General features: G+C 51.9%; 15 protein-coding genes and 1 pseudogene. 9 read left to right on the top strand and 7 right to left on the bottom strand.

Features of this window, described 5'->3' with window-relative positions; genetic code table 11:
- The first annotated feature begins 103 nt into the window (after positions 1-103).
- Positions 104-250 (top strand): hypothetical protein, encoded by a 147-nt coding sequence (locus QJ48_RS36575; RefSeq protein ID WP_157261488.1) that lies wholly within the window; start codon positions 104-106, stop codon positions 248-250.
- A gap of 71 nt (positions 251-321) precedes the next feature.
- On the opposite strand, the gene QJ48_RS03130 is transcribed toward QJ48_RS36575, so the two are convergent.
- The 4 genes from QJ48_RS03130 to QJ48_RS03120 form a co-directional block, all read right to left on the bottom strand.
- Positions 322-1473 (bottom strand): phosphodiester glycosidase family protein, encoded by a 1152-nt coding sequence (locus QJ48_RS03130; RefSeq protein ID WP_082420314.1) that lies wholly within the window; start codon positions 1471-1473, stop codon positions 322-324.
- Positions 1474-2111: 638 nt separating this feature from the next.
- On the bottom strand, positions 2112-2675 hold the full coding sequence (locus tag QJ48_RS39425) for an accessory gene regulator B family protein (protein WP_082420313.1): 564 nt from the start codon (positions 2673-2675) through the stop codon (positions 2112-2114).
- Positions 2626-3357, bottom strand: a complete 732-nt coding sequence (locus tag QJ48_RS03125) for a hypothetical protein (RefSeq protein ID WP_054972197.1) — start codon at positions 3355-3357, stop codon at positions 2626-2628. Before QJ48_RS03125 ends, QJ48_RS39425 begins: the two co-directional genes overlap by 50 nt.
- A gap of 1008 nt (positions 3358-4365) precedes the next feature.
- Positions 4366-5019, bottom strand: coding sequence for a hypothetical protein (locus tag QJ48_RS03120; RefSeq protein WP_054972196.1), 654 nt, complete (start codon positions 5017-5019; stop codon positions 4366-4368).
- A 280-nt stretch (positions 5020-5299) separates the two neighbouring features.
- On the opposite strand from QJ48_RS03120, the gene QJ48_RS03115 reads away from it, so the two are divergent.
- Together QJ48_RS03115 and QJ48_RS03110 are read left to right on the top strand one after the other, a co-directional pair.
- Positions 5300-5971 carry a class I SAM-dependent methyltransferase gene (locus tag QJ48_RS03115; RefSeq protein WP_054972195.1) on the top strand — a complete coding sequence of 224 codons (672 nt, stop codon included), beginning with the start codon at positions 5300-5302 and terminating at the stop codon, positions 5969-5971.
- On the top strand, positions 5968-7227 hold the full coding sequence (locus QJ48_RS03110; protein WP_054972194.1) for a helix-turn-helix domain-containing protein: 1260 nt from the start codon (positions 5968-5970) through the stop codon (positions 7225-7227). The genes QJ48_RS03115 and QJ48_RS03110 overlap by 4 nt, the downstream gene beginning before the upstream one ends.
- 267 nt (positions 7228-7494) lie before the next feature.
- Here QJ48_RS03110 and QJ48_RS03105 read toward each other — a convergent pair whose 3' ends face one another.
- Positions 7495-8109: a helix-turn-helix transcriptional regulator gene (locus QJ48_RS03105; protein WP_237762791.1), complete on the bottom strand. Its 615-nt coding sequence runs from the start codon at positions 8107-8109 to the stop codon at positions 7495-7497.
- Between the two features lie 223 nt (positions 8110-8332).
- Here QJ48_RS03105 and QJ48_RS03100 point away from each other — a divergent pair, with 223 nt between their 5' ends.
- The 3 genes from QJ48_RS03100 to QJ48_RS03090 all read left to right on the top strand — a co-directional run bounded on the left by QJ48_RS03100 (position 8333) and on the right by QJ48_RS03090 (position 12204).
- The gene (locus QJ48_RS03100) at positions 8333-8770 is read left to right on the top strand and encodes a hypothetical protein (RefSeq protein WP_036682434.1); all 438 of its coding nucleotides are present in this window, start codon (positions 8333-8335) and stop codon (positions 8768-8770) included.
- A 180-nt stretch (positions 8771-8950) separates the two neighbouring features.
- Entirely contained in the window at positions 8951-10990 is a 2040-nt protein-coding gene (locus tag QJ48_RS03095) for a glycoside hydrolase family 15 protein (RefSeq protein WP_054972192.1), read from the top strand.
- The gene (locus QJ48_RS03090) at positions 10987-12204 is read left to right on the top strand and encodes a glucose 1-dehydrogenase (RefSeq protein WP_054972191.1); all 1218 of its coding nucleotides are present in this window, start codon (positions 10987-10989) and stop codon (positions 12202-12204) included. Before QJ48_RS03095 ends, QJ48_RS03090 begins: the two co-directional genes overlap by 4 nt.
- Before the next feature lie 69 nt (positions 12205-12273).
- Here the strand turns inward: QJ48_RS03090 and QJ48_RS03085 are convergent, their stop codons facing one another.
- A complete protein-coding gene (locus tag QJ48_RS03085) occupies positions 12274-12783 on the bottom strand; it encodes a hypothetical protein (protein WP_054972190.1) in 510 nt (169 codons plus the stop codon).
- Positions 12780-13658, bottom strand: a complete 879-nt coding sequence (locus QJ48_RS03080) for an AraC family transcriptional regulator (RefSeq protein WP_237762790.1) — start codon at positions 13656-13658, stop codon at positions 12780-12782. The genes QJ48_RS03085 and QJ48_RS03080 overlap by 4 nt, the downstream gene beginning before the upstream one ends.
- Before the next feature lie 121 nt (positions 13659-13779).
- On the opposite strand from QJ48_RS03080, the gene QJ48_RS03075 reads away from it, so the two are divergent.
- The 3 genes and pseudogenes from QJ48_RS03075 (at position 13780) to QJ48_RS03065 (ending at position 21337) form a co-directional block, all read left to right on the top strand.
- Complete coding sequence (locus QJ48_RS03075; RefSeq protein WP_054972189.1) at positions 13780-14208, top strand: disulfide oxidoreductase; 429 nt, start codon at positions 13780-13782, stop codon at positions 14206-14208.
- Positions 14209-14325: 117 nt separating this feature from the next.
- Positions 14326-15624, top strand: a complete 1299-nt coding sequence (locus QJ48_RS03070) for an alpha-glucosidase/alpha-galactosidase (protein WP_054972188.1) — start codon at positions 14326-14328, stop codon at positions 15622-15624.
- A 377-nt stretch (positions 15625-16001) separates the two neighbouring features.
- Positions 16002-21337 (top strand): annotated as a pseudogene (locus QJ48_RS03065) (S8 family serine peptidase).
- The last annotated feature ends 16 nt before the right edge of the window (positions 21338-21353 follow it).

The raw sequence follows: 21353 nt of genomic DNA, 5'->3' as shown, positions 1-21353 counted from the left end.
AAACTGTGAAGAGATTTTGGGGAAAAGTGGAAGGAGAGCACCACCGCCGGATCGGATAAGGCGCAGGCTGCGGCGGAAGGGTTATGACGCACAGACGTTGTAGATGGCGGGAAAAGCGAAGCAGGCGGCGGTTCAAGTGAGTCAGGAAGTGAAATCGTGGCGCAGCGGCAAATCGGAAAACGGCACAGACGATGTAGCCGCAGCCGAAGCGTCTATAGCAGCTACGACGGTCGAACGCGAGGAGCACTAAGCTCGGGATTTGCAAAAAAAACGGGATCTTCGGCGTTATGCCTGAGATCCCGTTTGGTTTTTGACGGATGATTACCATTTGGACGGATCGATCTTGCTTGGGTCGAGTCCTTCCCAAATGTTCTTGATATTCGCTTTGGACGGGTCTTCGAACACCAGCCAGGCGGTAGGCAAATACCGTTCGCCGTACTCGCTGGAAGGCTTGTTCAAGATCTTGTTATCCTTGACCAGTACGGTCGATGAGCCGCCGTCCAGGTTGGCCGCTGTAACCGCGCCATGCTCCAGAAAAATATTCTGGATATCATACAACGTCGCCCCGATGCTGTATCCCGGCTGGCGTCCGTCGATGATGGCGAACATGATAGTACCGTCGGCTTTTTGCGCCATCGAGGTGCGGGGGGCGATCCCCCAGCCGTCGGCCTGATTTTTGATCATGCCCACGCCGTTGACGATAAACTTCGGAGCGAAGGTGACCGCTTCCTGAACGCCCATCTTGGTCAACTCGTTTGGCGTATATTTGCCTGCAATCAGCTTGCCTTCTTTATCGATGGCAACGATGTGATTGCGCGTGTTCATACCGCCGTCGTTATAGAAGATCTTTCCTCCCGACATGACGAGGCCGGTCGGCTGAAAGCCGTTGCCTTTCCATTCCGGATCGACGAACCCGCCCGCATTGACGCCGGCAATGGCCCCCAGTCGTTTAACCATCGAGGAAACCTTTTCTCCCTTGCCGCGTGTGCCCGGGACGGCGATGCGCAGCGATTTCGGATCGTTTACGATCAGCAGCTTGCCTTTAAAATTTTTCCCCTCAATGTCTTCTATCTCAACAGGAGGCTTTTTTTCGACGACCGTTGTCGCCGGTTTATGGTCTACGCGCACAAGGTCCTTATCCTTGATTTCGGAATACTTGTCGAACTGCGCCCAGTACCGGTCAACCCGTTTTTTGAGCTCTTCCTCGCCGATGAGGTATTTTGCCCAATCGCGGTGCTGTGTCGAAATAATTGTATCTGCCATCATCATGCGCAGATTCGTGCCGGTTTCCGTTAGAAAAAACCACAAGCTGAACACACTTCCGAACAAAAACATGAAGAAGAACGTATAAAGTGTAATTGAGGCCAAGGTGGACGAACGCCGTTTCTTCTTTTTAACCGGCTTCTTTTTTTTCTTTGCGGCAGCGGCAGCGGTCGTCTGAGGACGAGGGCTGCCGGGCATCGGTACGGACATAATTCAAATCCTTTCCATGGTATGGTTAGACTCCATCCTCCTTTATAAACGAAATACAGCGAAAAAAGTTGCATGAAGAGGAAACTCAAAATGTACCCTGGAATCTTGTCGCAACCTTGGGAGAAAAGAAATCGAGCTGTTTTTCGTCTTAAGGCTTTCGGTGAAGGACGAAGTCATCTTCGAACGTCATCGGACAGCCTGTGGGCCAACCGTCTGCTTCTTAGCGGAGAAGATGGCAATCGTCCGTTTCTGTGAAAATGTGCTCAAATAAACTTCTTCGGAAAATTTAGGGACGTAATCGGAGGAGGAGAGGTGGCTAGAGGGGAGAAATAAATCGCCCTTGCAGGCGTCATATTTGGGGGGCCTTAACAAGGTTGGAGCTGTCCAGCATGTGGGGAGACATCGAAGTAATATTGTTCGTCCGGGGAATGAATGATGATTTCGCTTTCACTCGACCTCTTGTTCAGCTCCACGGGCACGGATATGGCTGGCAGAGCTGTGGACTACCAGCCAGAAAGCAAAGGCGTTATTTCTTGAGAAGTTCTTCCGGTGTTTCTGGGCGGTACGCAACCAAAGTGCTCGTAAAAGCAAAAAATATTGCGAGGATTGCAAGAACGGAATTTGCATATTTTGCAAGTCTATATTTCACTATTCCACCTACTTTCTAATAAGAAAACCAATAAGTATGCGATTTTTGTAAGAGTGAACGCTTGAGCAATAAAAATAGCTGAAAGTAATGAGGAATGAAGAAAAAAGTTCATACCCACTAAAATAACACACAATATTTTTAATAATGGGTAAAACTTTGGATTAATACGACTAACGTTTTCCAAACCTTCCGGGGCTTTTAATATAAAAATTATGATACTAACGGTATCTAAGATCGGACCGTATTTTAAGTATTCAAAATTAACATGCGATAATCCAATTAATAAGCATGTTGAAAACATGCAGCATGCAACCGCAGATTTGAGATGAAAACCTCCGCTTAAATAGCGTAACAACAAGAAAATCATAATTGTAATAAAAGCTTCGGAAAGATGTCCGGTATAAAAACAAATTAAAAGTGTTGCTAAGATAGCAGTTGTAGTATTGATAAGTAGACTTAAGGAGTATATCAATACTTTTTCAGAAGCCGCATACGGATAATTCTCACGTATGATTTTTGCGATCTTGTTCGCGGATAGCTCGATCCAATTCATCTTTTACCGGCCTTTCGTATGTTTCACGAATGATAGTTTTATTATGCTTGTAGGCAATTAGAATACCGGTTAAAAAAATACCCCCCATTATTAAGGTTAAAGCGATACTAAAAGAACTCTGGTTAAATGAGCTTAATTCGAGATGAACCAAAATAACGCTAACCACCAGGATAGCAGATAAAATGAAATTATATCCCTTAAGGGCTGTCTTAAAGGTTAAATATTTGGTTTTAAAGAGAAATCCTATTTTTCTTCTCTGTAACAGGAAAGTAATTATAGAAAGTATAACTGCCGTAGAAATTTGAACAGAACCTAGTACTAAAGCCGATTGTTGTAGCTCTTCACCAGTAAATACCTGTAAATTAACTCCTGCAATCATCAAAAAGACTTCAATTACACTACCGCCTATGTATCCACAAATACAAAGAAGAGTTGAATAGAAAAAGGGAATCCTATAAATGAACATAATTAAAATTATTTGCGTCGAAAGGGTAGGTAAAATAGCAAGATCTTTTAATTCAGTAAATTCTCGGAAGTAGTATGTTACTAGTGACATTAGCAAAGCTGCACCATATATTTTAGGGAGATAGTACTTGTATTGAAAACGAAAAAGCGTTAAAGAGAAAACAATCATGGCACTTAATTCTATTGAAGAAAAAAATATTTTAATCATTAAATTCATGAATTGAAGCACCCTTTGTTGTTTTTTTGAAAAAATACTTTATAGTCTGGCGGTAGTAAAAAAGTCTCAGATCAAAGAGTGTGTTAATATATCGACCATCGGTAAAGGAAGAGATTTCTAAAAATAAATTAATTTAAGTGTATTATACTTCTAATAAGGACACAAGCGAGTTTTGTCGAATATTGAAGAATTTTATTTGTTTTTATATTTGTAGTATCAGATTTGATTAGGTTCCATGAAGAGCAATTATTTTAGTTTCTACATATCCAACAATTCCCTTACGTACAAATAATGGATAAGACCTATTAAATAAAATGGTTCCAAATCGAAAGTTAAATAGTTCCAATTCCAAAAGTTAAAAAGATATGTGTCTTCCAAAAGAACACGGAAAAAATAATAAGCATCATTAATTATAAGACCAGAAGCTAATAACAAAAATAAAATTTTAGTCAAACGGTTGTTTGTATGACGTTTTTTATGATTAAACGAGATAAAAGTAAATCCGATGCGTAATTTTAAAAGAATTCCTGTTATCGACAAATTTAAACTGCTCAAGAAAATACCAGGTAAAACCTTACTCTCTTTAAGTAACTTAATTATGGTTTCGATATGAAAACGGCCTACCAAAACATAGAACAGCATCTCTGAGGTGATTGTATACAAATAAATACGAGAGTAATTAGAAGGGCATGCATCAGACAAAGTCTGAAGAAAAGAAAAAACAAAGAACGGTAAACCCAGGTTGCAAAACAATATATCCGATGGTCGGAAATTTGGTCTGTTTGATGATCGAAATTTGAGTCATGATAAGAGAACTGATAACGATGCTTTCAAGAGAGGCTTGATTTTTTGTCTGAACAACGTTAGAGACAGGGTAAATAGGGAAGACCACCACGTTATGCATAAAACAGTAAAAAGTGCGAGATGTTCCACTTTGCATTTCTTCATACAGGTTTTTAAATGATATTAGACTGCGATGCAAAATTCATATTACCTCCATACACCCTCCTAAGTATCCGCTACTTCTTTAACATATAAATAATGGATAAGAGCTATCAAAATAACGGTGCCCAGACTATAGGCCAGCACGCTTTTTGTTCCTACAACAAACAAAGATGAAATAATAGCCATCAACAAAATAAGCCCACCGCTCATGATGAAAAATAAACTCTTCGTATAGCCCGGATTCGTAGAAGCCATTTTGGGGTTAAATTGAACGAAGGTAAATCCCACACGCAACTTTGAAAGCACCAGTGCTGTTATCGAATTTAGCAAACTTAAGAAAACGGCAGGTAAAAGTGTCGCTTCCATAGCCAAGGCAACAAACGCTTCCAATTGAAAACGGGTAATGAGTAAGTACATCAGCATTTCCGAAATCAAGTTATACAACAGTACGATAACACTGACCAATCCTGCACTCGTCAGACGAAGCCTGAAAAAAAGACTGAAACAGAGAATCGTAAAAAACGGCTGCAAAACGGCTAGTCCCAAAAGCAGAAGTTTTGTTTGCGTGATGAGTGAAATTTGAGTCATGATGAGGGCGCTTATGATAATGCTCTTAAGATGGGGTTTGATATTTTGTCGGAATAACGCCAAAGTCAGGACAAAAACAGAGGACCAAAATATGACGCATAAAACAGCAAACAAACCAAGCTTTTCCATAGCACACTTCCCTACTCGGATTAAATTTCATAAAAGCTTGCAATCTCTCTAATCCATCACTACGTTTGGTTCAAGCAATCATGGCAAAGAAGCCTGGACTTTGGTAGTGTTAGAGATAGAGTACTGCACGTAACCAAAGCAGGCTTTTTTTGCTCCAAAGCTACAGTCTACAAGAGTCCGTGCTGAACTTCAAGCGACTTTATGCCATGTTTTGGCATAGGAACGGCTCGGTCCGAAGCGGAATGGAGCGACGATCTGGGAAAAAGAGAGGATACGCCTAATGACGGATGACGTATATAGCGGAGCATGGTGGGACGAATTTAGCGCCTTCTTTTCAAATGAAGATTTGTGGGATAACGGCAGCCGAAGTTTGCTGCTGAAGTATTTTGCGAAATTTGCGGTCCGGGATGGAGGGCGGCGCGTGCTTGACGTCGGTTGCGGGCCGGGGCTCGGTACGAAGCGCTTGAACGAGATGGGCTTTCTCGCGACGGGCGTCGATATTTCTCCGGCCATGGTCGAGAATGCCAAGGCAAGGCAGGTCGAGGCGTATTTATCGGATTGCGACCCGATTCCCGAGGAAGACGGGACTTTCGACTATGTTTTCTGCTGCACGGTGGTGGAGTGGGTGCGGAATCCGTACGGGATGATCCGTGAAATGGCTCGGGTGATCAAGCCGGGAGGCGGAATGGTCATCGCTTGTCTCGGTCCCGGCAATTTGCCTCACGAAGATGCATTGAAGCGTCTGCGGGGCGAGCCGACCAATTACAATATGCTGATGCCGGTCGAGCTGCATCGGCTGCTCTTGGACTGCGGGCTGAAGATCCGATCCATGACCGGCGTGCGAAGCGGCCACGTCCCTCAAGAGACGTACGCCAAGCTCGACTGGATCACCAAATCGTACTGCAGCAATCTATGGATTATTGGAGCAGATAAGGAGGGGAGCTTGCTATGAACCTGGATTATTTCGGGCAGCTCATTCGCTCCAGGCGCGAAGCCGTCCCGATGCTGCAAAAGGAGCTTTCCGAGGGCATTTGTACCCGGAGTATGATTTCACGAATTGAAAATGAGGACTACTTTCCGCATATCACCATCGTCGAAAAGCTGCTGGACCGGCTTGGGATGCCGATTCTCGATTGGCTGGAACGGATGAGTCTGAAGGACCCCGATCAGAAAGCGCTGGGGCTTATTCTCGACTACCTCCAAGAGAGATACGAGAAAGAAAGGGACTACGAGACGATCCGGAAGTGGATGGAATATTTGAAAGGGATACGGTTCGAGGTAAAACCGGTGCACCGGGCCGGTCTGCATGCTCTCCGGGCATTTGTCGAGGACGTTCGACAAAATTTCAAGGAAGCCGAGAGAGAATACAAGCAGTGGATTAATCTGGCACGAGAGCTGCAAGACATTCCCATGCTTGCCGCCGGCTTAAACCGGCTTTCGTTCATGTATGTGAACATCGATCCGGGCCATGCCTCCGAATGGATTGAAGAAGCTTACGCTCTCGTGCAGCGGCACAGCGTCCCGCAGGAGCTTTCCATTTCCGTTCAGCTTACAATGTCCGCCTATCGCTACGGAATCGGAGAATACCATACCGCCATTTCGCTCCTTCAGACTGTCAAAAGCAGAAAGAGGCTTTCCCCGATCTCCCGGTTCCGCTCGCATAATCTGCTGGGCAAATGCTACCAGGCCGTTGGGAAGTATACGGATGCGGAGGAAGAATACAAGCAGACTGCCGCTTATTTTGCGTATCATCCGTCCTTTGAGCTGATCTTTAACAATAATATCGGGGATTTGTATGCCGATATGGGAGAGTACAAGCTGGCTTTCGAGCATCAGCGCCGTTCCCTGGAAATCGGAGAAGCGACCAAGCAGCCTTATTTTGTCGAGATCGCGCGGCTGCGGCTGGCCAAGCTGCATAACCGATGCGGCGAATACGAGGATGCGGAAACGATCTGCCGCCAGATTATTGAGCATAGCTGGAATAGCCGTAACATTCATATGGCCAAGCTGATTTTATCCGAAACACGCTTCGCTTTGGGGGACGTGAGCTGTACCGGAATGCTGCTGGAGGTCGTTCAGTTTTTTCAAGAACAGCCGGGAACGGATTCCGTCGAATACTTGAAGGAAGCGTATAAGCTGCTGGCCAAAGTCAACATGGCGCCTGAGGACACGGAGAAGCTATTTCGTACCCAGGTGCGAATTTATTAAGAGAGGTTACACTTTTGAGGGGGTGACAAATTTCGTAACGTGGATTAATTTGGAGTATGGCAGCACTTAAAGAAGGACAACCTTCAGGGCTAGCGGCTAAAAAACTATGAACACTCTCAGCGAATGCATTCTAAACAGGAGCCGGAAGCATAGAATAATACTAACAGTTATTCACTCCCTTCCTTCTGGCAGAATCGGATACAAAAATAGCCCGCGGCAGTCGTTCGCACTCGCGGGCAGTGATAGACACAATGGTGAAGGACGAAACTAGACGTTCTTCTCCACTGTGGAGAAAGCCGCCGATTTGCCGCTTTTGCTGAATGAAAATTCCAGACTTTTTTTGGTGTTGATCGCCACTTTGCGCAGAAGTTGTTCGTGGTATTTCCGTTGGCGGATTGCTGAGATGGTGACGTACGGGCCCTCGCCGTTTTCATTAAAATAAAGCCGGCCGCGCCGTTCGTCATATTTGCGGATGTGATTGAAATTGACGTAAAGGTCGGTGTCCATCTTCTTGAAATCGTTCTCTTCCAATCGGTCCAAAAAGCTGCTGAAATCAAGCAACGACTCAATGCTCCTCGTTATTGTCGCTCCTTTCTGGTAATACGTAATTTCTTTCATGCCGATCTCGATGAAGTAGACGTTCGACAGGTCCATATCCTCGTTTTGCTTGGGGGCCAAAGACGATGCAACATGACTGCTCATCAGATGCCCTGCCTTAATCATCAAATCGGTATAGGGGTAGCCGTATGCAGCCGACAGCTTCTGAAGCGTATCCGGCGACGGGGTTATTTTGTCATTGGTCGAACGGTTTCGCTCAAGCTCAAGATCCCGGATGTAGGCATGGGATAGACCGCTTTTGCGAGCCGCTTCTCGCAAAGACATCGAGCCTCGAAGACCCTCAAGAAATTTTCCGAAATCGGGAATAGGTTGTCCCAAACCTGGTCACTCCTCTCTGAAACTATTGTAATGGACAAACGTATGAAAGGAAATAGCAATTTCTAAAAAAGCGTTTATCATGGTTATCTGCCTCTTGACTCTATGTAATACGAATACTACATTAGAAGTAGCACACTTTTTTAGCGTTACAAAAGGGGGTGGGATTGTAATGAGAGACAAAGTTATGAATCGTTGGAGCACCTACGAACCCTACTATATTGAATTTAATGGTTATAAAGTAGCAGATATCGTCATTACCAGCCATGCGCTAAGCCGATGGTCGGAGCGTGTGGAGAACGAGCAAGGCGGAATTGAGCATATTTGCTCCTTTTTGTGGGAAAGACTGAAGAACTGTAAAGTCCAACCTTATTATGCAAATGAAAAAGACGTTTACCTGATTGACGATGACCTTGTGATGGTCGCCGAGTTTGTCGAATTGAAGGATGAGACCGATATTGCAGGCAATCCTTTGCATAAAATGATTGTCGTTACGTTCTTGGGCCGCGTGTCTCAGGATATTCAACTTCGCGATTTGAAAGCCTATTATTCCTGGCTGCGTCACACCCGTCGCATGACTTTGGTGAAACACGGAAGAAAACGCAAATAAGCGGCACTTGCCCATAACCATATTCATACCGAAGGCTGGCCTCTACAGGTCGGCCTTTTCTTGCATTTACTTTAAGTATACCATAATATACCAAAGGATGCGAAGGGTTTTTATGTCGAATGCATAAATTCCTTCCACTCATGGGGAAAATTAGGGTGAGCAGGAAGGGGATGAAGCGTTATGGCCCGTGATTTGCCTATAGGCAACGGCAACGTGCTTATTAATTTTGACGTCCATTACAATGTTCGTGATATTTATTTCCCTTATGTCGGTCAGGAGAATCAAGCGCTGGATCATTTATCGCATTTTGGCGTGTGGACGGCGGAAGATTTTTTCTGGATCGACCACCCGGAGCTGAAGAAGCAGTTCGGTTATTTGAACGATACCCTGATTACGAACGTCGCCTGCACGCACGAGCGGCTCGGCCTCAAGCTGCAGCTCCGCGACGGCGTAGACGTACAGGAGAATGTATTCATCCGCAAGGTAGTCGTGGAAAACGACTGGGACCGGGAACGCGAGGTGAAGCTCTATTTCCATCTGGATCTGCATTTGTACGGCAACGGCGTGGGAGATACGGTATACTACGACCCGGAGCTGAGATCGCTTGTATTTTACAAGGGGCACCGGTACTTGACGTTGTCGTGCCGGGGACAGGATCAGAAAGAGGCCGGAGTGACTTCGTATGCGACCGGGCAAAAGGAAATGAACCGGCTCGAAGGAACATGGCGGGATGCGGAAGACGGACGGCTCGGCGGCAATCCGATTGCGCAAGGGTCGGTTGACGGAACGGCCGAACTGGCCTTGCGGGTGCCGGCCAAGGGGTCGAAGGAAGCCTGGTTCTGGATTTGCTTCGCCCGGGAAGATCAGGAAATCCGCAAGCTGGAGCGTACGGTCCGGTCGGCTACGCCGCATGCGCTGCTGCAGCGAACGTACAACTACTGGGGGCAGTGGCTCGGACACGACCGGCACGATTTGAAGCTGCTTGAGCCGGACATCGCTTCCTTTTACAAGCGCAGCCTGCTTGTGGTCCGCACGAATACGGACAACCGGGGGGCCATTCTGGCCGCCAACGATTCAGACATTTTGAAGTTTGCGCGCGACACGTACTCGTATATGTGGCCGCGGGACGGCGCGCTGATTGCGCATGCGCTTGACCGAAGCGGCTATCATGCGCTGACGAAACGATTTTTCCAGTTTTGCAAGCAGGGATTGTCGGAGGACGGCTACTTGCTTCACAAGTACAACCCGGACGGCTCCGTCGGTTCGAGCTGGCACCCGTGGGTCAATGCCCGCGGCGAGAAGCAGCTTGCCATTCAGGAGGACGAGACGGCGCTTGTGCTGTTCGCGCTGTGGCATCATCACCGGCTGGCCCGGACGCTGGACGAAGCGCGCGACGACTACGACAACCTCGTCCTGCCTGCGGCCGATTTTATGGCACGTTATACCGATGCTTCCGGATTGCCGCTGCCTTCGCACGACCTGTGGGAGGAACGCTACGGCGTGCATTTGTTCACGGTCGCGAGCGTCTATGCAGGGCTGCTTGCCGCCGCGGGCTTCGCCGAGCATTTCGGGGACAAGCTGAGGGCGCTGCACTACCGGGATAAGGCGGCCAGCGTGAAGCAGGCGGTCGAGCACTCGCTCTATTCCGAGCAGGAGCAGCGGTTTATCCGTTCGCTCTATTGGAATGACGAGAAGCAGGCGTACGAGCCGGATTTGACGCTGGATGCGAGCATGTATGCGATATTCGACTTCGGAATGTTTCCGCCGGACGACCCGCGGGTTATTTCTACCATGACAGCGATCCGTCAGCAGCTCTGGGTACAGACGGAGGTGGGAGGGCTCGCCCGGTATTCCAACGATTATTATCATCAGGTGACGAAGGATGTCGCCAAGGTGCCCGGCAATCCGTGGTTTATTTGCACGCTCTGGTATGCGGAATACGTGATTGCGGCTGCGAAGAGCGAAGAGGAGCTGAAGGAGGCGGCGGATCTGCTGCGATGGACAATGAGCCATGCGCTGCCTTCGGGGATTTTGGCCGAACAGGTGCATCCGTTCAGCGGCGAGCCGATGTCCGTTTCGCCGCTGACCTGGTCCCATGCGACGTTCGTCAAGGTAGTGCAGGAATATTTGGCAAAGCTGAAGCTGTTCCGGCACCGGGAACGGGGCCGCGAGGATCAGAGCGACGCGCAACTGCTCCATGCGGCGGGAGAGAAGCGATGAAGACGGTGCGCGTAACCGGTCTTGCACCTGCGGGCGGAGCGGGAGCCGGGGCGGCGTCGCCGAAGCTGGAGCTGGTCGAGGTCAAGCGTCCCGGGCGGCAGACGAAGACGGACGTGCTCGTCCGCGTGCTCTGCATCGGGCTTGACGGGACGGACCGCGAGATCATGAGCGAAAAGTACGGCGTACCGCCGGCGGGCGAAACGTCGCTGACGATCGGGCACGAATCGCTCGGTGTCGTGGAAGAGGCCGACCCGGCCACGGGATTCGCGCCGGGAGACGCGGTCTGCGCCTTGGTGCGCAGGCCGTGCGCTGACCCGGGCTGCGTCAACTGCCGCAACGGGCAGCAGGACTTCTGCGAAACGGGGCAGTATACGGAACGCGGCATCCGGGGTGCGCACGGGTATTTGTCGGACTATTATGTTGAGGATGCGAGATATTTGGTCAAGGTGCCCGCGGGAAGTCTCGCCTACGGGATCTTGGCCGAGCCGCAGAGCATTGTCGAGAAGGTGTGGAACGAGGTGCAGCGCATTCAGCAGCGGCTCGTCTGGCAGCCGAGAACGGCTGTAGTGCTCGGCTCGGGACCGCTTGGGCTGCTCGCCGCACTTACGTGCCGGTGCCTGGGATTGGATACCGTGGTATGGTCGAAATCACCGGACGATTCGGTCGGGGCGGAATTGGTACGGGCCTGCGGAGCGATGTACGCGCGGGTGGAAGACGAAGCGGCAGCCCCGGCGGACTCAGGGGGCGCTCCCGTGGTATCCGCGCTGGGGACGTTCCTGCAGCGAAACGGCCGGCGCGCGGACCTCATCTTCGAATGCACGGGCTACAGCCCGCTCGCGTTTGACGCGATGGCCGCCTTGGGGCCGAACGGCGTGCTGGCGCTCCTCGGGGTAACCCCGGGCAACCGGAGCATCTGGATTTCCTCCGACCAGATTAACCAGGAGTTGGTACTGGAGAATAAATGCGTGCTAGGTTCGGTGAACGCGTCGCGCAAGGACTTTGAAACCGGGCTGTACCGGTTGAAGCAGATGGAAGCCCGTTTTCCCGGCCTGCTGGGCAGATTGATGACCGACCGGCTGACGCTTGATCAGGTGCCGCAGCTGGATTTCGGCCGGATCGCCGTCAAAGCCGTGGTCGATCTTGTGCCGCGGGAGCAATGGACCGGACTGGTCCGGCACGAAGCGGACGAGGTAGCGTACAGCTTCTCGGTGTAAGGCCGTATTGTTCTAAAAGACATGGAAAATAAGCGGGCAGCGCTTTCGACTTTGAAGGCGGCTGTCCGCTTATTTTCGTTTGGGATCACGGCGTGCAATCACGAAGTTTGTCAGCAAAACCACAAATACGAGCATCGCGATCATTCCGATCACCGTCAAGCTCCATGGCGCTGACGGGGAGCCCTTGGGCGTAAAGGATGCCGGGGGAAAAGACGCCGTATCCCCGCTTCTCAGCTCCCACAGCGCCGTTCGGCCGCAGAGGTGCGCAGTCAGCACTCCGTTTTTCTGGGCAGCGTAGACGAGATACGCCTCACCTTGCTGCACCGGCATCCACATGGTGCTTACCTGCACGTCGATTTTGCCGGAAGTGACGCCCTTCCAGGTCTCTGCCACTTCGAATGTGATTGCTCCGTTTCCTCTCTCGCCAACGGCTTTGCCATGAAATACGACCGTGCTGCGGGCGAATTCCTCATTGACGGACGGTTGTCTGGCACAGGATAGCGCGTTTGCCTCTCCCGCAGGCCATACCAGCCCAAGGACACAGATCAGAAGCAAGGCTACCGGGAAATAGCGTCTCATCGGGAACATTCTCCTTTCCGTTCGTGTGTTGGAGTCTTCCTTCCCCCAAGACGCGCCGGTTTGCCCAAAGGTTGCTCTCCTCCGCAGTCGTACGGATTGACCTGCTGGCTGTGACGGTATTCGGAGGGCGAGTGCCCGCAATATTTTTTGAACTGCTTGGAGAAGTACAGCGCATCGCCAAAGCCGACGGAGGAGGCGACCTGCTCGATCGTCAGCGGACCCTGAAGCAGCAGCTTCGCGCGCTCCATGCGAATTTTTAGCAAAAACTGCATCGGCGACAGGCCGGTGTGCTGCTTGAACATTTTGGACAGGTGCGTCCGGTGGTACCCGAGCGTCCGGGCCATCTGCTCGATGGAGATCGGCTGATAATACTGCAGGGTCAACCACCGAATCGCCTGTTCCACCTGCTGCTGAATGACCGAGCCTTCTTCTTTCGGCACCTCCTCCCGCATCCGGTCCTGTGCATATTCGCCTAGCAAGAGGCGCAAGTAACCGCCTGCTTGCATATCGCAGCCGGGCTTGGCGAGCTGCAGCGTCTTTTCCAATTGATAATAAAGCGCTGTCAATCGGCGCAATCGGTCGGAGGAAATCACCGGTTTATCCGGGGAGATGCCGGCCTTGCTTAAAAACTCGTCCGCACATTCGCCCTTGAAGCCGACCCAGCGGTAAGCCCACGGCTCCGAGGAATCCGAAACGTAGGTGACCAGCTCGCCCGGAAAAATAAAGAAGCTGTTGCCTCGCTCCAGACGGTAATCCCGATGCAGGCAGCGAAAATTTCCCCGCCCCGAAACGACCGTATGCACCAAATGATAGTCCAGCACCTGCGGTCCGACCTTGTGCTGCGCTGCGGTCTGGGCGTGGCCTGCGAACAGCACGGTCAACTCGCCTTTGCCGGGGTGGGGATTGAACGCCGCCTCGTGATAGACGTGAGCTATGATGGTACACCTCCGTCAGTTTTGATATGATGTAGACAAGAAAGAAGGGAGAGATTGACGAATGAATTGGAAACAGACCATCCGGGAGAACGGGCACCATCTGTCATGGGTTGTGGCGCTCACGGCTACGCTGGGAAGCCTGTATTTTTCGGAGATTATGATGTTTACTCCATGCAAGCTGTGCTGGTACCAGCGCATCCTGATGTATCCACTCGTGATTATACTGGGCATCGCAGCCGTGCGCAAGGAACGACATATGTACCTGTATGTGCTGCCGATGTCCATTTGGGGCGGAGGCATTTCGTTATACCATTATCTGATGCAGAAGACCGAGTGGTTCAAGACCGGAGCAGCGGCGTGCGGCCCGGTTCCATGCGACTTGGACTATATCGATTGGTTCGGGTTCGTCACGATTCCGTTCCTGGCGCTGGTCGCATTCGTGCTGATTACGGTTCTGCAAATTTTAATGTGGGTGGCTGAAAAGAAATAAGACGCACTACATCTCTCCATACGAAAGTGGTTTGTGTCCATATGCATTCCCGGCGAAGCGGAGTATAGTCAAAGCAGGCAAGACCATGACGTTTCCACAAGCGGGGAGGCAAAAAAGATGGCAAAGATTACTTTTCTTGGAGCAGGCAGTACCGTATTCGCCAAAAACGTGCTCGGCGACGTAATGCTCACGCCGGCGCTGCAGGAGTTCGAGCTGGCATTGTTCGACATCGACTTGGAGCGGCTGAAGGATTCCGAGAACATGCTGAACAATCTGAAAAGCTCACTCGGCAGCGGCTGCAAGGTGAAAGCGTATACGGACCGGAAGGAAGCGCTGCGCGGCGCGAAATATGTCGTGAACGCCATCCAGGTCGGCGGGTACGATCCTTGCACGATTACGGATTTTGAAATTCCTAAGAAGTACGGCCTACGTCAAACGATTGCCGATACGATCGGGATCGGCGGTATTTTTCGGAACCTGCGCACCATTCCGGTCATGCTGGATTTTGCCAAGGACATCCAAGAGGTGTGTCCGGACGCCTGGTTCTTCAATTACACGAACCCGATGGCGGTCTTGACCAATGCGATGATTACATACGGCGGTGTCAAAACGGTGGGGCTGTGCCACAGCGTACAGGCATGTGTGCCGCATCTGTTCCGCAGCCTGGGGCTGGACAGCAATGGGGTGCAGGCAAAGATCGCTGGCATCAACCATATGGCCTGGCTGCTGGAGGTGACGAAGGACGGCGTGGACCTGTATCCCGAGATCAAGCGCCGCGCTTCGGAGAAGCAGAAGGAGAAGCATGGGGATATGGTGCGCTACGAGCTGATGTTCCGGTTCGGCTATTATGTGACGGAATCCTCGGAGCATAACGCCGAATATCACCCTTACTTTATCAAGAAGAAGTACCCCGAGCTGATCGAGCGGTTCAACATTCCGCTGGACGAATACCCGCGCCGCTGCATCCACCAGATCGAGAAATGGAAGACGATGCGCGAGGAACTGGTCAACGACAAGAGCCTGACACACAGCCGTTCAAATGAGTACGCCTCGTATATGCTCGAAGCGATGGAGACGGATAAGCCGTTCAAGATCGGCGGCAACGTGATGAATACCGGACTTATTACGAATTTGCCGAAGGAAGCGTGCGTCGAGGTGCCGTGCCTTGTCGATGCGAGCGGCGTGACGCCGACGTATGTCGGGGATCTGCCGCCTCAGCTTGCCGCGCTCAACCGCACGAACATCAACACCCAGCTGCTGACGCTGGAAGCGGCCGTCACCGGCAAAAAGGAGCACATTTACCATGCCGCGTTGCTGGACCCGCATACGTCGGCAGAGCTGTCGATCGATGATATCGTGGCGCTGTGCGACGATCTGATCGAGGCGCATGGCGATTGGCTGCCGAAATATCGGTGAATAAGCTGTCGAAAGTATGGTAAATAAGATATATTGAAAATTCGCGGGCGCTCGAAGAGACCGGATTACCGATCTTTTGGAGCGCTTTTTTGTAGTGCTTGCATACCATTTTCTTATTTTATTGTATAAATTTACATAATTGTTCTTGTGCATCTTATTTTACAATATTATACTATCATCATTATCAACTACTCTATTAAAATCTCATAGGGATAGGCTTCGACAAACGAATTCCCTTGCTTCGTCCCTGTTTGGAGGTGATTGTTCGCCAACTCTCATTCCGGTAAGGCATGACTTGAAAGCAACCAGATCCGCAGATGTTCTCTCTGGAGGACGCCACGAATTTGCTGAAACCAAGTCAAAGGAGCGGATGAATATTGTTGAAGCATAAAAAGTTAAGCAAGCATCTTTCCCTGGGGATGGCCATTCTCCTCTCGCTAACCTTCAGTTATCCGGCCAGTGCCGATAACACAAGCGTCTCTCAAAAGACCGATCTCAAATCCAGCTCTCCCCACATCGTCACCGATAAAGTTTCTTCCAAGCTCAGCCAGCAGTTTGCCGATGACGAATACGTCACTTACCTCGTTAAAATGAAAGAGCAGGCGGATACGACAGCCGCTTCCAAAAATGCCCTGCAAAAACTCACTCTCGAAAAGGCCACACCGGCCGCAATCAAGCTCGCCAGACGGAGCTCCGTTGTCAGCACGCTCCGCGAAACGGCTTCCCGCTCGCAGCAATCATTGGAACATTATCTCAAGAAAGAACTTGAGCAGGGGGGAGTTAAAGATTACAAGAGCTTCTTTATTGTCAACGCGATGGCGGTAACGAGCAGCAAATCCGTTATGGAGAATATCGCCCAGCTCCCGGAAGTCGACAAAATTTTGCCGAATGAAGAGCGGTTTCTGGATAAAGTGGAAATCGACAAAGAGGCCGAGGCCAAAACGGATGCAGTCAAACAGGACAATGTGAAAACGGATGCGATCAAACCGGACAATGTGGAGTGGAACATCTCACAGGTCAACGCTCCCGAGGTTTGGGCCAAGGGCATCGATGGCACCGGCATCGTTGTGGCCAACCTGGATTCGGGCGTGGAGTACACGCATCCCGCGCTGCAGCGCAAGTGGCGGGGACTGGATGCATCCGGGAACGTCGTGAATCCGGAGCTCAGCTGGTACGACCCCCACAGCCGATCGCCGCTGCCCGCTGACGGAGACGGCCATGGTACCCATACGATGGGAACGATGGTCGGTTCGGAGGCGAACGGCACGAACCAAATCGGCGTAGCCCCCGGGGCCAAATGGATCGCGGTGCGGATCTTCAACCCGAGCACGACCGACGCCATTATTCTTGACGGTGCCCAGTGGCTGCTTGCTCCCAAGGATGCGCAGGGCAATCTTCACCCCGAGCTGGCGCCGGATGTTGTGAACAACTCCTGGAGCGGCGGCGCGGGACTCGACGAATGGTTCCGGCCCATGGTTCAAGCTTGGCGGGACGCGCAAATTTTCCCTGAATTTTCGGCGGGGAACAAGCGGGCTACGAATCCCGGCGGGCCTGGCTCCGTAGCCAATCCGGCCAACTATCCCGAAGCGTTCGCCACCGGTGCGACCGACATCAACAAGAACTTGGCCGATTTCTCGCTCCTCGGTCCTTCTCCTTACGGCGAGATTAAACCGGAGGTTTCGGCACCCGGGGTCAACATCCGTTCTTCCGTTCCGGGCGGAAAATATGAGGGCGGCTGGAACGGTACCTCGATGGCCGGCCCGCATACGACCGCGATTGCCGGGCTTCTGCTGCAAGCCAATCATTCCTTGACGGTAGATCAACTCGAGCAAATCCTTATGGATACGGCGACCAAGCGAACGGACAGCCAATATCCTGTCACCCCGAACAACGGATACGGTCACGGTATCGTCAACGCGCTTGATGCGGTCGGGTCCGTCCTGGAGGGAGTCGGTACGGTATCCGGCAAGGTCGTAACCGCCGGGGACGATGACGATGCTCCCGTATTGGAGCATACGCCGTTAACCCTCGTTTTCAAGGGGCTGGATGCCCGTGTGTCCGCCCGCGTGAAAGATAATGTAGCGGTGAACGCCGTCGAATTGTTTGCCAGAGTTGCAGGAACGGATCATTACACGTACATTCCGATGGAGCGCAAGTCGGGCGATAGCAAGGACGGTATCTATGAAGCGACGATTCCTGCGTTTCTGCTCGATACGAAAGGGCTGGAATATTATATCCGCGTGAACGATTACGGCAACAACGGCTTTAACAGCAGCGTGTACAAGATTCCGGTATCCAGCGGCGTTAAGCCCGGCTATTTCCAGGATTTCGAGAAAGACAATATGGGCTTTACCACCGGAGGCGAAGGGGGCGCTTGGGCTTGGGGAGTTCCGAGCAGCGGTCCGGGGAGCGCCTATTCCGGGCAAAAGGTGGTTGCCACGAATCTGACCGGTACTTATCCGGCCAGCGCCAACTCCTATTTGCTTGCCCCGCCGATCGATCTGACGGCAAGCCCGGAAGGAGCGGTGCTCTCCTTCAAGCATTGGTACGACCTGGAAAATAATATCGACTTCGGCAAAGTGTACATCGCCTCCAAGACCAGCGACGATGCCTTCGTGCCGCTGTTGACCTTCACGGGAAGCAGCGGGGGCTGGAAAACGCAGTATGTGGACTTGAAGCCGTACGCGGGTCAAGAGATTTCCTTGATGTTTAATCTGACCAGCGACGCTTCGATGCAGAAGGCGGGATGGTATATCGACGATCTTTCTATCCAGCCGCCGGATCAAACCGCCCCGGCAGCTCCTGGCAGCTTGAGCGCTTCGGCGGACCCTGTCGGCAATGTCACGCTAAATTGGACTCCGCCAGCCGATGAAGACCTGAAGCAGTACAAGGTGTACCGTTCCACGCGTTCCGGCACAGGCTATGAAGCCATCGGCACGGTAACATCGGCAACGTATACCGATACGAATACGGTGGAGAATACCACCTACTATTATGCCGTGACCGCTCAAGATTACAGCGGCAACGAAAGCGTCAAGTCGAACGAAGCCTCGCTGACCGTTCGCCGTCCCGCTATCCTGTTCAGCGATTCTTTTGATTCGAATACGGATAACGGATGGACCCACAGTGGAGCCAAGGACGAATGGGAACGGGGAGTGCCTACAGCTCCCGGACCGGCCGAAGCCGTATCCAAGCCTAACGTATGGGGAACGGATCTGGACGGAACTTACGAGAACGGCGCCGATGCCTCGCTCGTTTCTCCGAGCATCAACCTGACGAATGTGACGAATGCAACGCTGGCGTTCCAGCATTGGTTTGAAATCGAAAGCGGCTACGACTACGGCTATGTGGAAATATCCACAAACGGGGGAGACACGTGGTCCGAGCTGGGCAAATTCTCGCATAACACGAGCGGAAAGCAGTGGAGCCCCGTCTACTACAATCTGGACAAGTACACCGGGAAAGAGGTCCAAATCCGCTTCAGACTGAAGAGCGACAATACCGTATCGAAAGCCGGATGGTACATTGACAACTTCCAAGTACTGAATGTGACTACCGCCGTGCACTGCAAAAGCCGAAGCCGGTTTATGACAATCCGCTGTACAAGATCTCAAGAACCGAGAAGAGCGAGTTCAAGCCTGCGGTGAACAACGACAGCATAGGAACGGCGAGCTTGCCTGCAAGCGCAACCGTCACCGTGCTTGAGACCGGCCGTTCCGTCAAAACGGATTCTGCCACGGGACGCTACAGCTTGACTCATGTGGCCGGCAATTTCACGCTGAAGGCGGAAGCTTACGGGTACTATCCGCGGACCCAGTCTGTCACAGTTACCGATGGGACCGACGTCAAAGCCAACTTTAATCTGGAAGCCATTCCTCACGGCCTAATTAACGGCACCGTGAAGGATGAACGTACCGGTCAGCCGATTGCGGGCGCGGTCGTGGTTCTTCAGGAAGACCCCCGAGTCGCCCCTGTGACGACGAATGTCTACGGCGGTTTTAATCTGGATGTGATGGAAGGCAGCTATACGCTTTCCGTTTCGGCAAAAGATTACTATGGCAAAACGGCCAAAGTAACCGTTACTCCGAATGGCACCGTGGAGCTTCCGGTCACTCTGAAACCGTTTATCGGCTTCCCCGGTGAAATTGCTTACGACGATGGCACGCCCGAGAATGCCAGAGCTTTCAATGCGGCCAACAATGCCTGGGCCGTCCGGATGACGCCGGAGTCCGGGTCCGCGCAAGTGACGGGCGTATCGCTCCGCTTCTGGAACACGGAATGGCCGCAGCCGGGCGGGACGGCGTTCCAATACGCCATTTATGACGCTTCCGGCGCCGGTGGGGCACCCGGACGTCAGCTTGCGGGTCCGTTCGATGGCACCGCGCTTCGCAACAATCAATGGACGACGCTGGAATTGGCTGAGCCCGTCACCGTGCAGGGCGACTTCTATGTCGTCTATATCCAGACGTTGGCCAATCCGAATACGCCCGGACTTGCAACCGACGAGAGCGGTCAAAATGCATTGCGCAGCTGGCAGCGTGTCGGCGGCGCGTGGAGCGCTTCTCCCAAAGAAGAGGGGAACTATATGATCCGCGCGGTCGTTCGCTATCCGGTGAACGCTCCTGTCATTACGGCGCCTGCCGATGATTTCTACACGAAGCAGCCGACCGTAGCCGTCACAGGAACTTCTCCGGCGGACGGAGCGACCATCCGGTTGTATAACGGAACGGAAGCGGCCGGAGCCGCCATCGTACAGAACGGACAGTTCAGCTTGACCGCCCAGCTTAAGCCCGGGGCAAACCTGCTGAGCGCCGAAGCGGTCGTAGGCGGCAAGGCGACGGACCGTTCGGAACCCGTCACCGTCACGCTGGACCAGACACAGCCGGAATTGGCCGTTCTCTCTCCGGTAGAGGGAGCAAGAACCAATAGTGAGGTGCTTCACGTTACGGGGACGGCGACCGACCAGTTCCTCAGCACGCTGACGGTGAACGGGCAGCGGGCCGAGATTGGCAACGACGGCGCTTTCGCTCATCGTATTTTGATCAATCCAGGCCAGAACCTTGTGACGGTAACGGCTAAAGACCTTGCTGACAATGAAACGACGGTCACCCGTGCCGTGTACGTCGATCTGTCCTTGCCGAAAATCAATAATCTTTCGCCTGCAGCCGATGTTCGTCTTACTGCAGGACAGCCGCTTCATGTATCCTTCGACAGCGCGCCCGGCCTGAATGCCTCTTTCCGCGTCGAATTGCCGCTTCTGCTGAGCAGCAAGGCGCGAAACGAGATTCCGTTGACGGAAACGAGACCGGGACACTACGAGGGAACTTATCAGACACCGTCGTCCTTAGTACTTAACGGCGGAGTCGTCGTTGTCCGCGTCTGGGATCGGGCGGGCAACCAAGCGGAATTCGAAGCGCCTGGCAAAGTGTACGTAACCGGCACCCAGCCTCCGGCCAATGTGCCGCCGGTCGCAGCCATTTCGGCGCCGGATACAGCGAAGAAGAAGCAGCAGGTTACGTTTAACGGCTCTGCGTCCCGCGATGCGGATGGGAAAATCGTCCGTTACGAATGGCGTTTCGGCGACGGTGGAACGGCCACCGGCGTCAAAGCGAAGCACCGTTTTACCACGGCTGGAACTTATACGGTGCAGCTGACCGTCACCGACGATAAAGGGGCTCAAAATACGGCGGTGCACAAAATTACGATCAAGTAAGCCGAAGGTACTCAGG

Origin of the sequence: Paenibacillus sp. A3 (assembly GCF_001399685.1) — a bacterium.
GTDB lineage: Bacteria > Bacillota > Bacilli > Paenibacillales > NBRC-103111 > Paenibacillus_G.
Note: the sequence above shows the minus strand (reverse complement) of the source record. Positions and strands in the feature narration are given on the sequence as shown.

Coding starts and splice junctions, on each gene's coding strand:
- QJ48_RS36575 (WP_157261488.1), top strand. CDS start 104: ATGGCGGGAAAAGCGAAGCAGGCGGCGGTTCAAGTGAGTCAGGAAGTG.
- QJ48_RS03130 (WP_082420314.1), bottom strand. CDS start 1,473: ATGTCCGTACCGATGCCCGGCAGCCCTCGTCCTCAGACGACCGCTGCC.
- QJ48_RS39425 (WP_082420313.1), bottom strand. CDS start 2,675: ATGAATTGGATCGAGCTATCCGCGAACAAGATCGCAAAAATCATACGT.
- QJ48_RS03125 (WP_054972197.1), bottom strand. CDS start 3,357: ATGAATTTAATGATTAAAATATTTTTTTCTTCAATAGAATTAAGTGCC.
- QJ48_RS03120 (WP_054972196.1), bottom strand. CDS start 5,019: ATGGAAAAGCTTGGTTTGTTTGCTGTTTTATGCGTCATATTTTGGTCC.
- QJ48_RS03115 (WP_054972195.1), top strand. CDS start 5,300: ATGACGGATGACGTATATAGCGGAGCATGGTGGGACGAATTTAGCGCC.
- QJ48_RS03110 (WP_054972194.1), top strand. CDS start 5,968: ATGAACCTGGATTATTTCGGGCAGCTCATTCGCTCCAGGCGCGAAGCC.
- QJ48_RS03105 (WP_237762791.1), bottom strand. CDS start 8,109: ATGTCTTTGCGAGAAGCGGCTCGCAAAAGCGGTCTATCCCATGCCTAC.
- QJ48_RS03100 (WP_036682434.1), top strand. CDS start 8,333: ATGAGAGACAAAGTTATGAATCGTTGGAGCACCTACGAACCCTACTAT.
- QJ48_RS03095 (WP_054972192.1), top strand. CDS start 8,951: ATGGCCCGTGATTTGCCTATAGGCAACGGCAACGTGCTTATTAATTTT.
- QJ48_RS03090 (WP_054972191.1), top strand. CDS start 10,987: ATGAAGACGGTGCGCGTAACCGGTCTTGCACCTGCGGGCGGAGCGGGA.
- QJ48_RS03085 (WP_054972190.1), bottom strand. CDS start 12,783: ATGAGACGCTATTTCCCGGTAGCCTTGCTTCTGATCTGTGTCCTTGGG.
- QJ48_RS03075 (WP_054972189.1), top strand. CDS start 13,780: ATGAATTGGAAACAGACCATCCGGGAGAACGGGCACCATCTGTCATGG.
- QJ48_RS03070 (WP_054972188.1), top strand. CDS start 14,326: ATGGCAAAGATTACTTTTCTTGGAGCAGGCAGTACCGTATTCGCCAAA.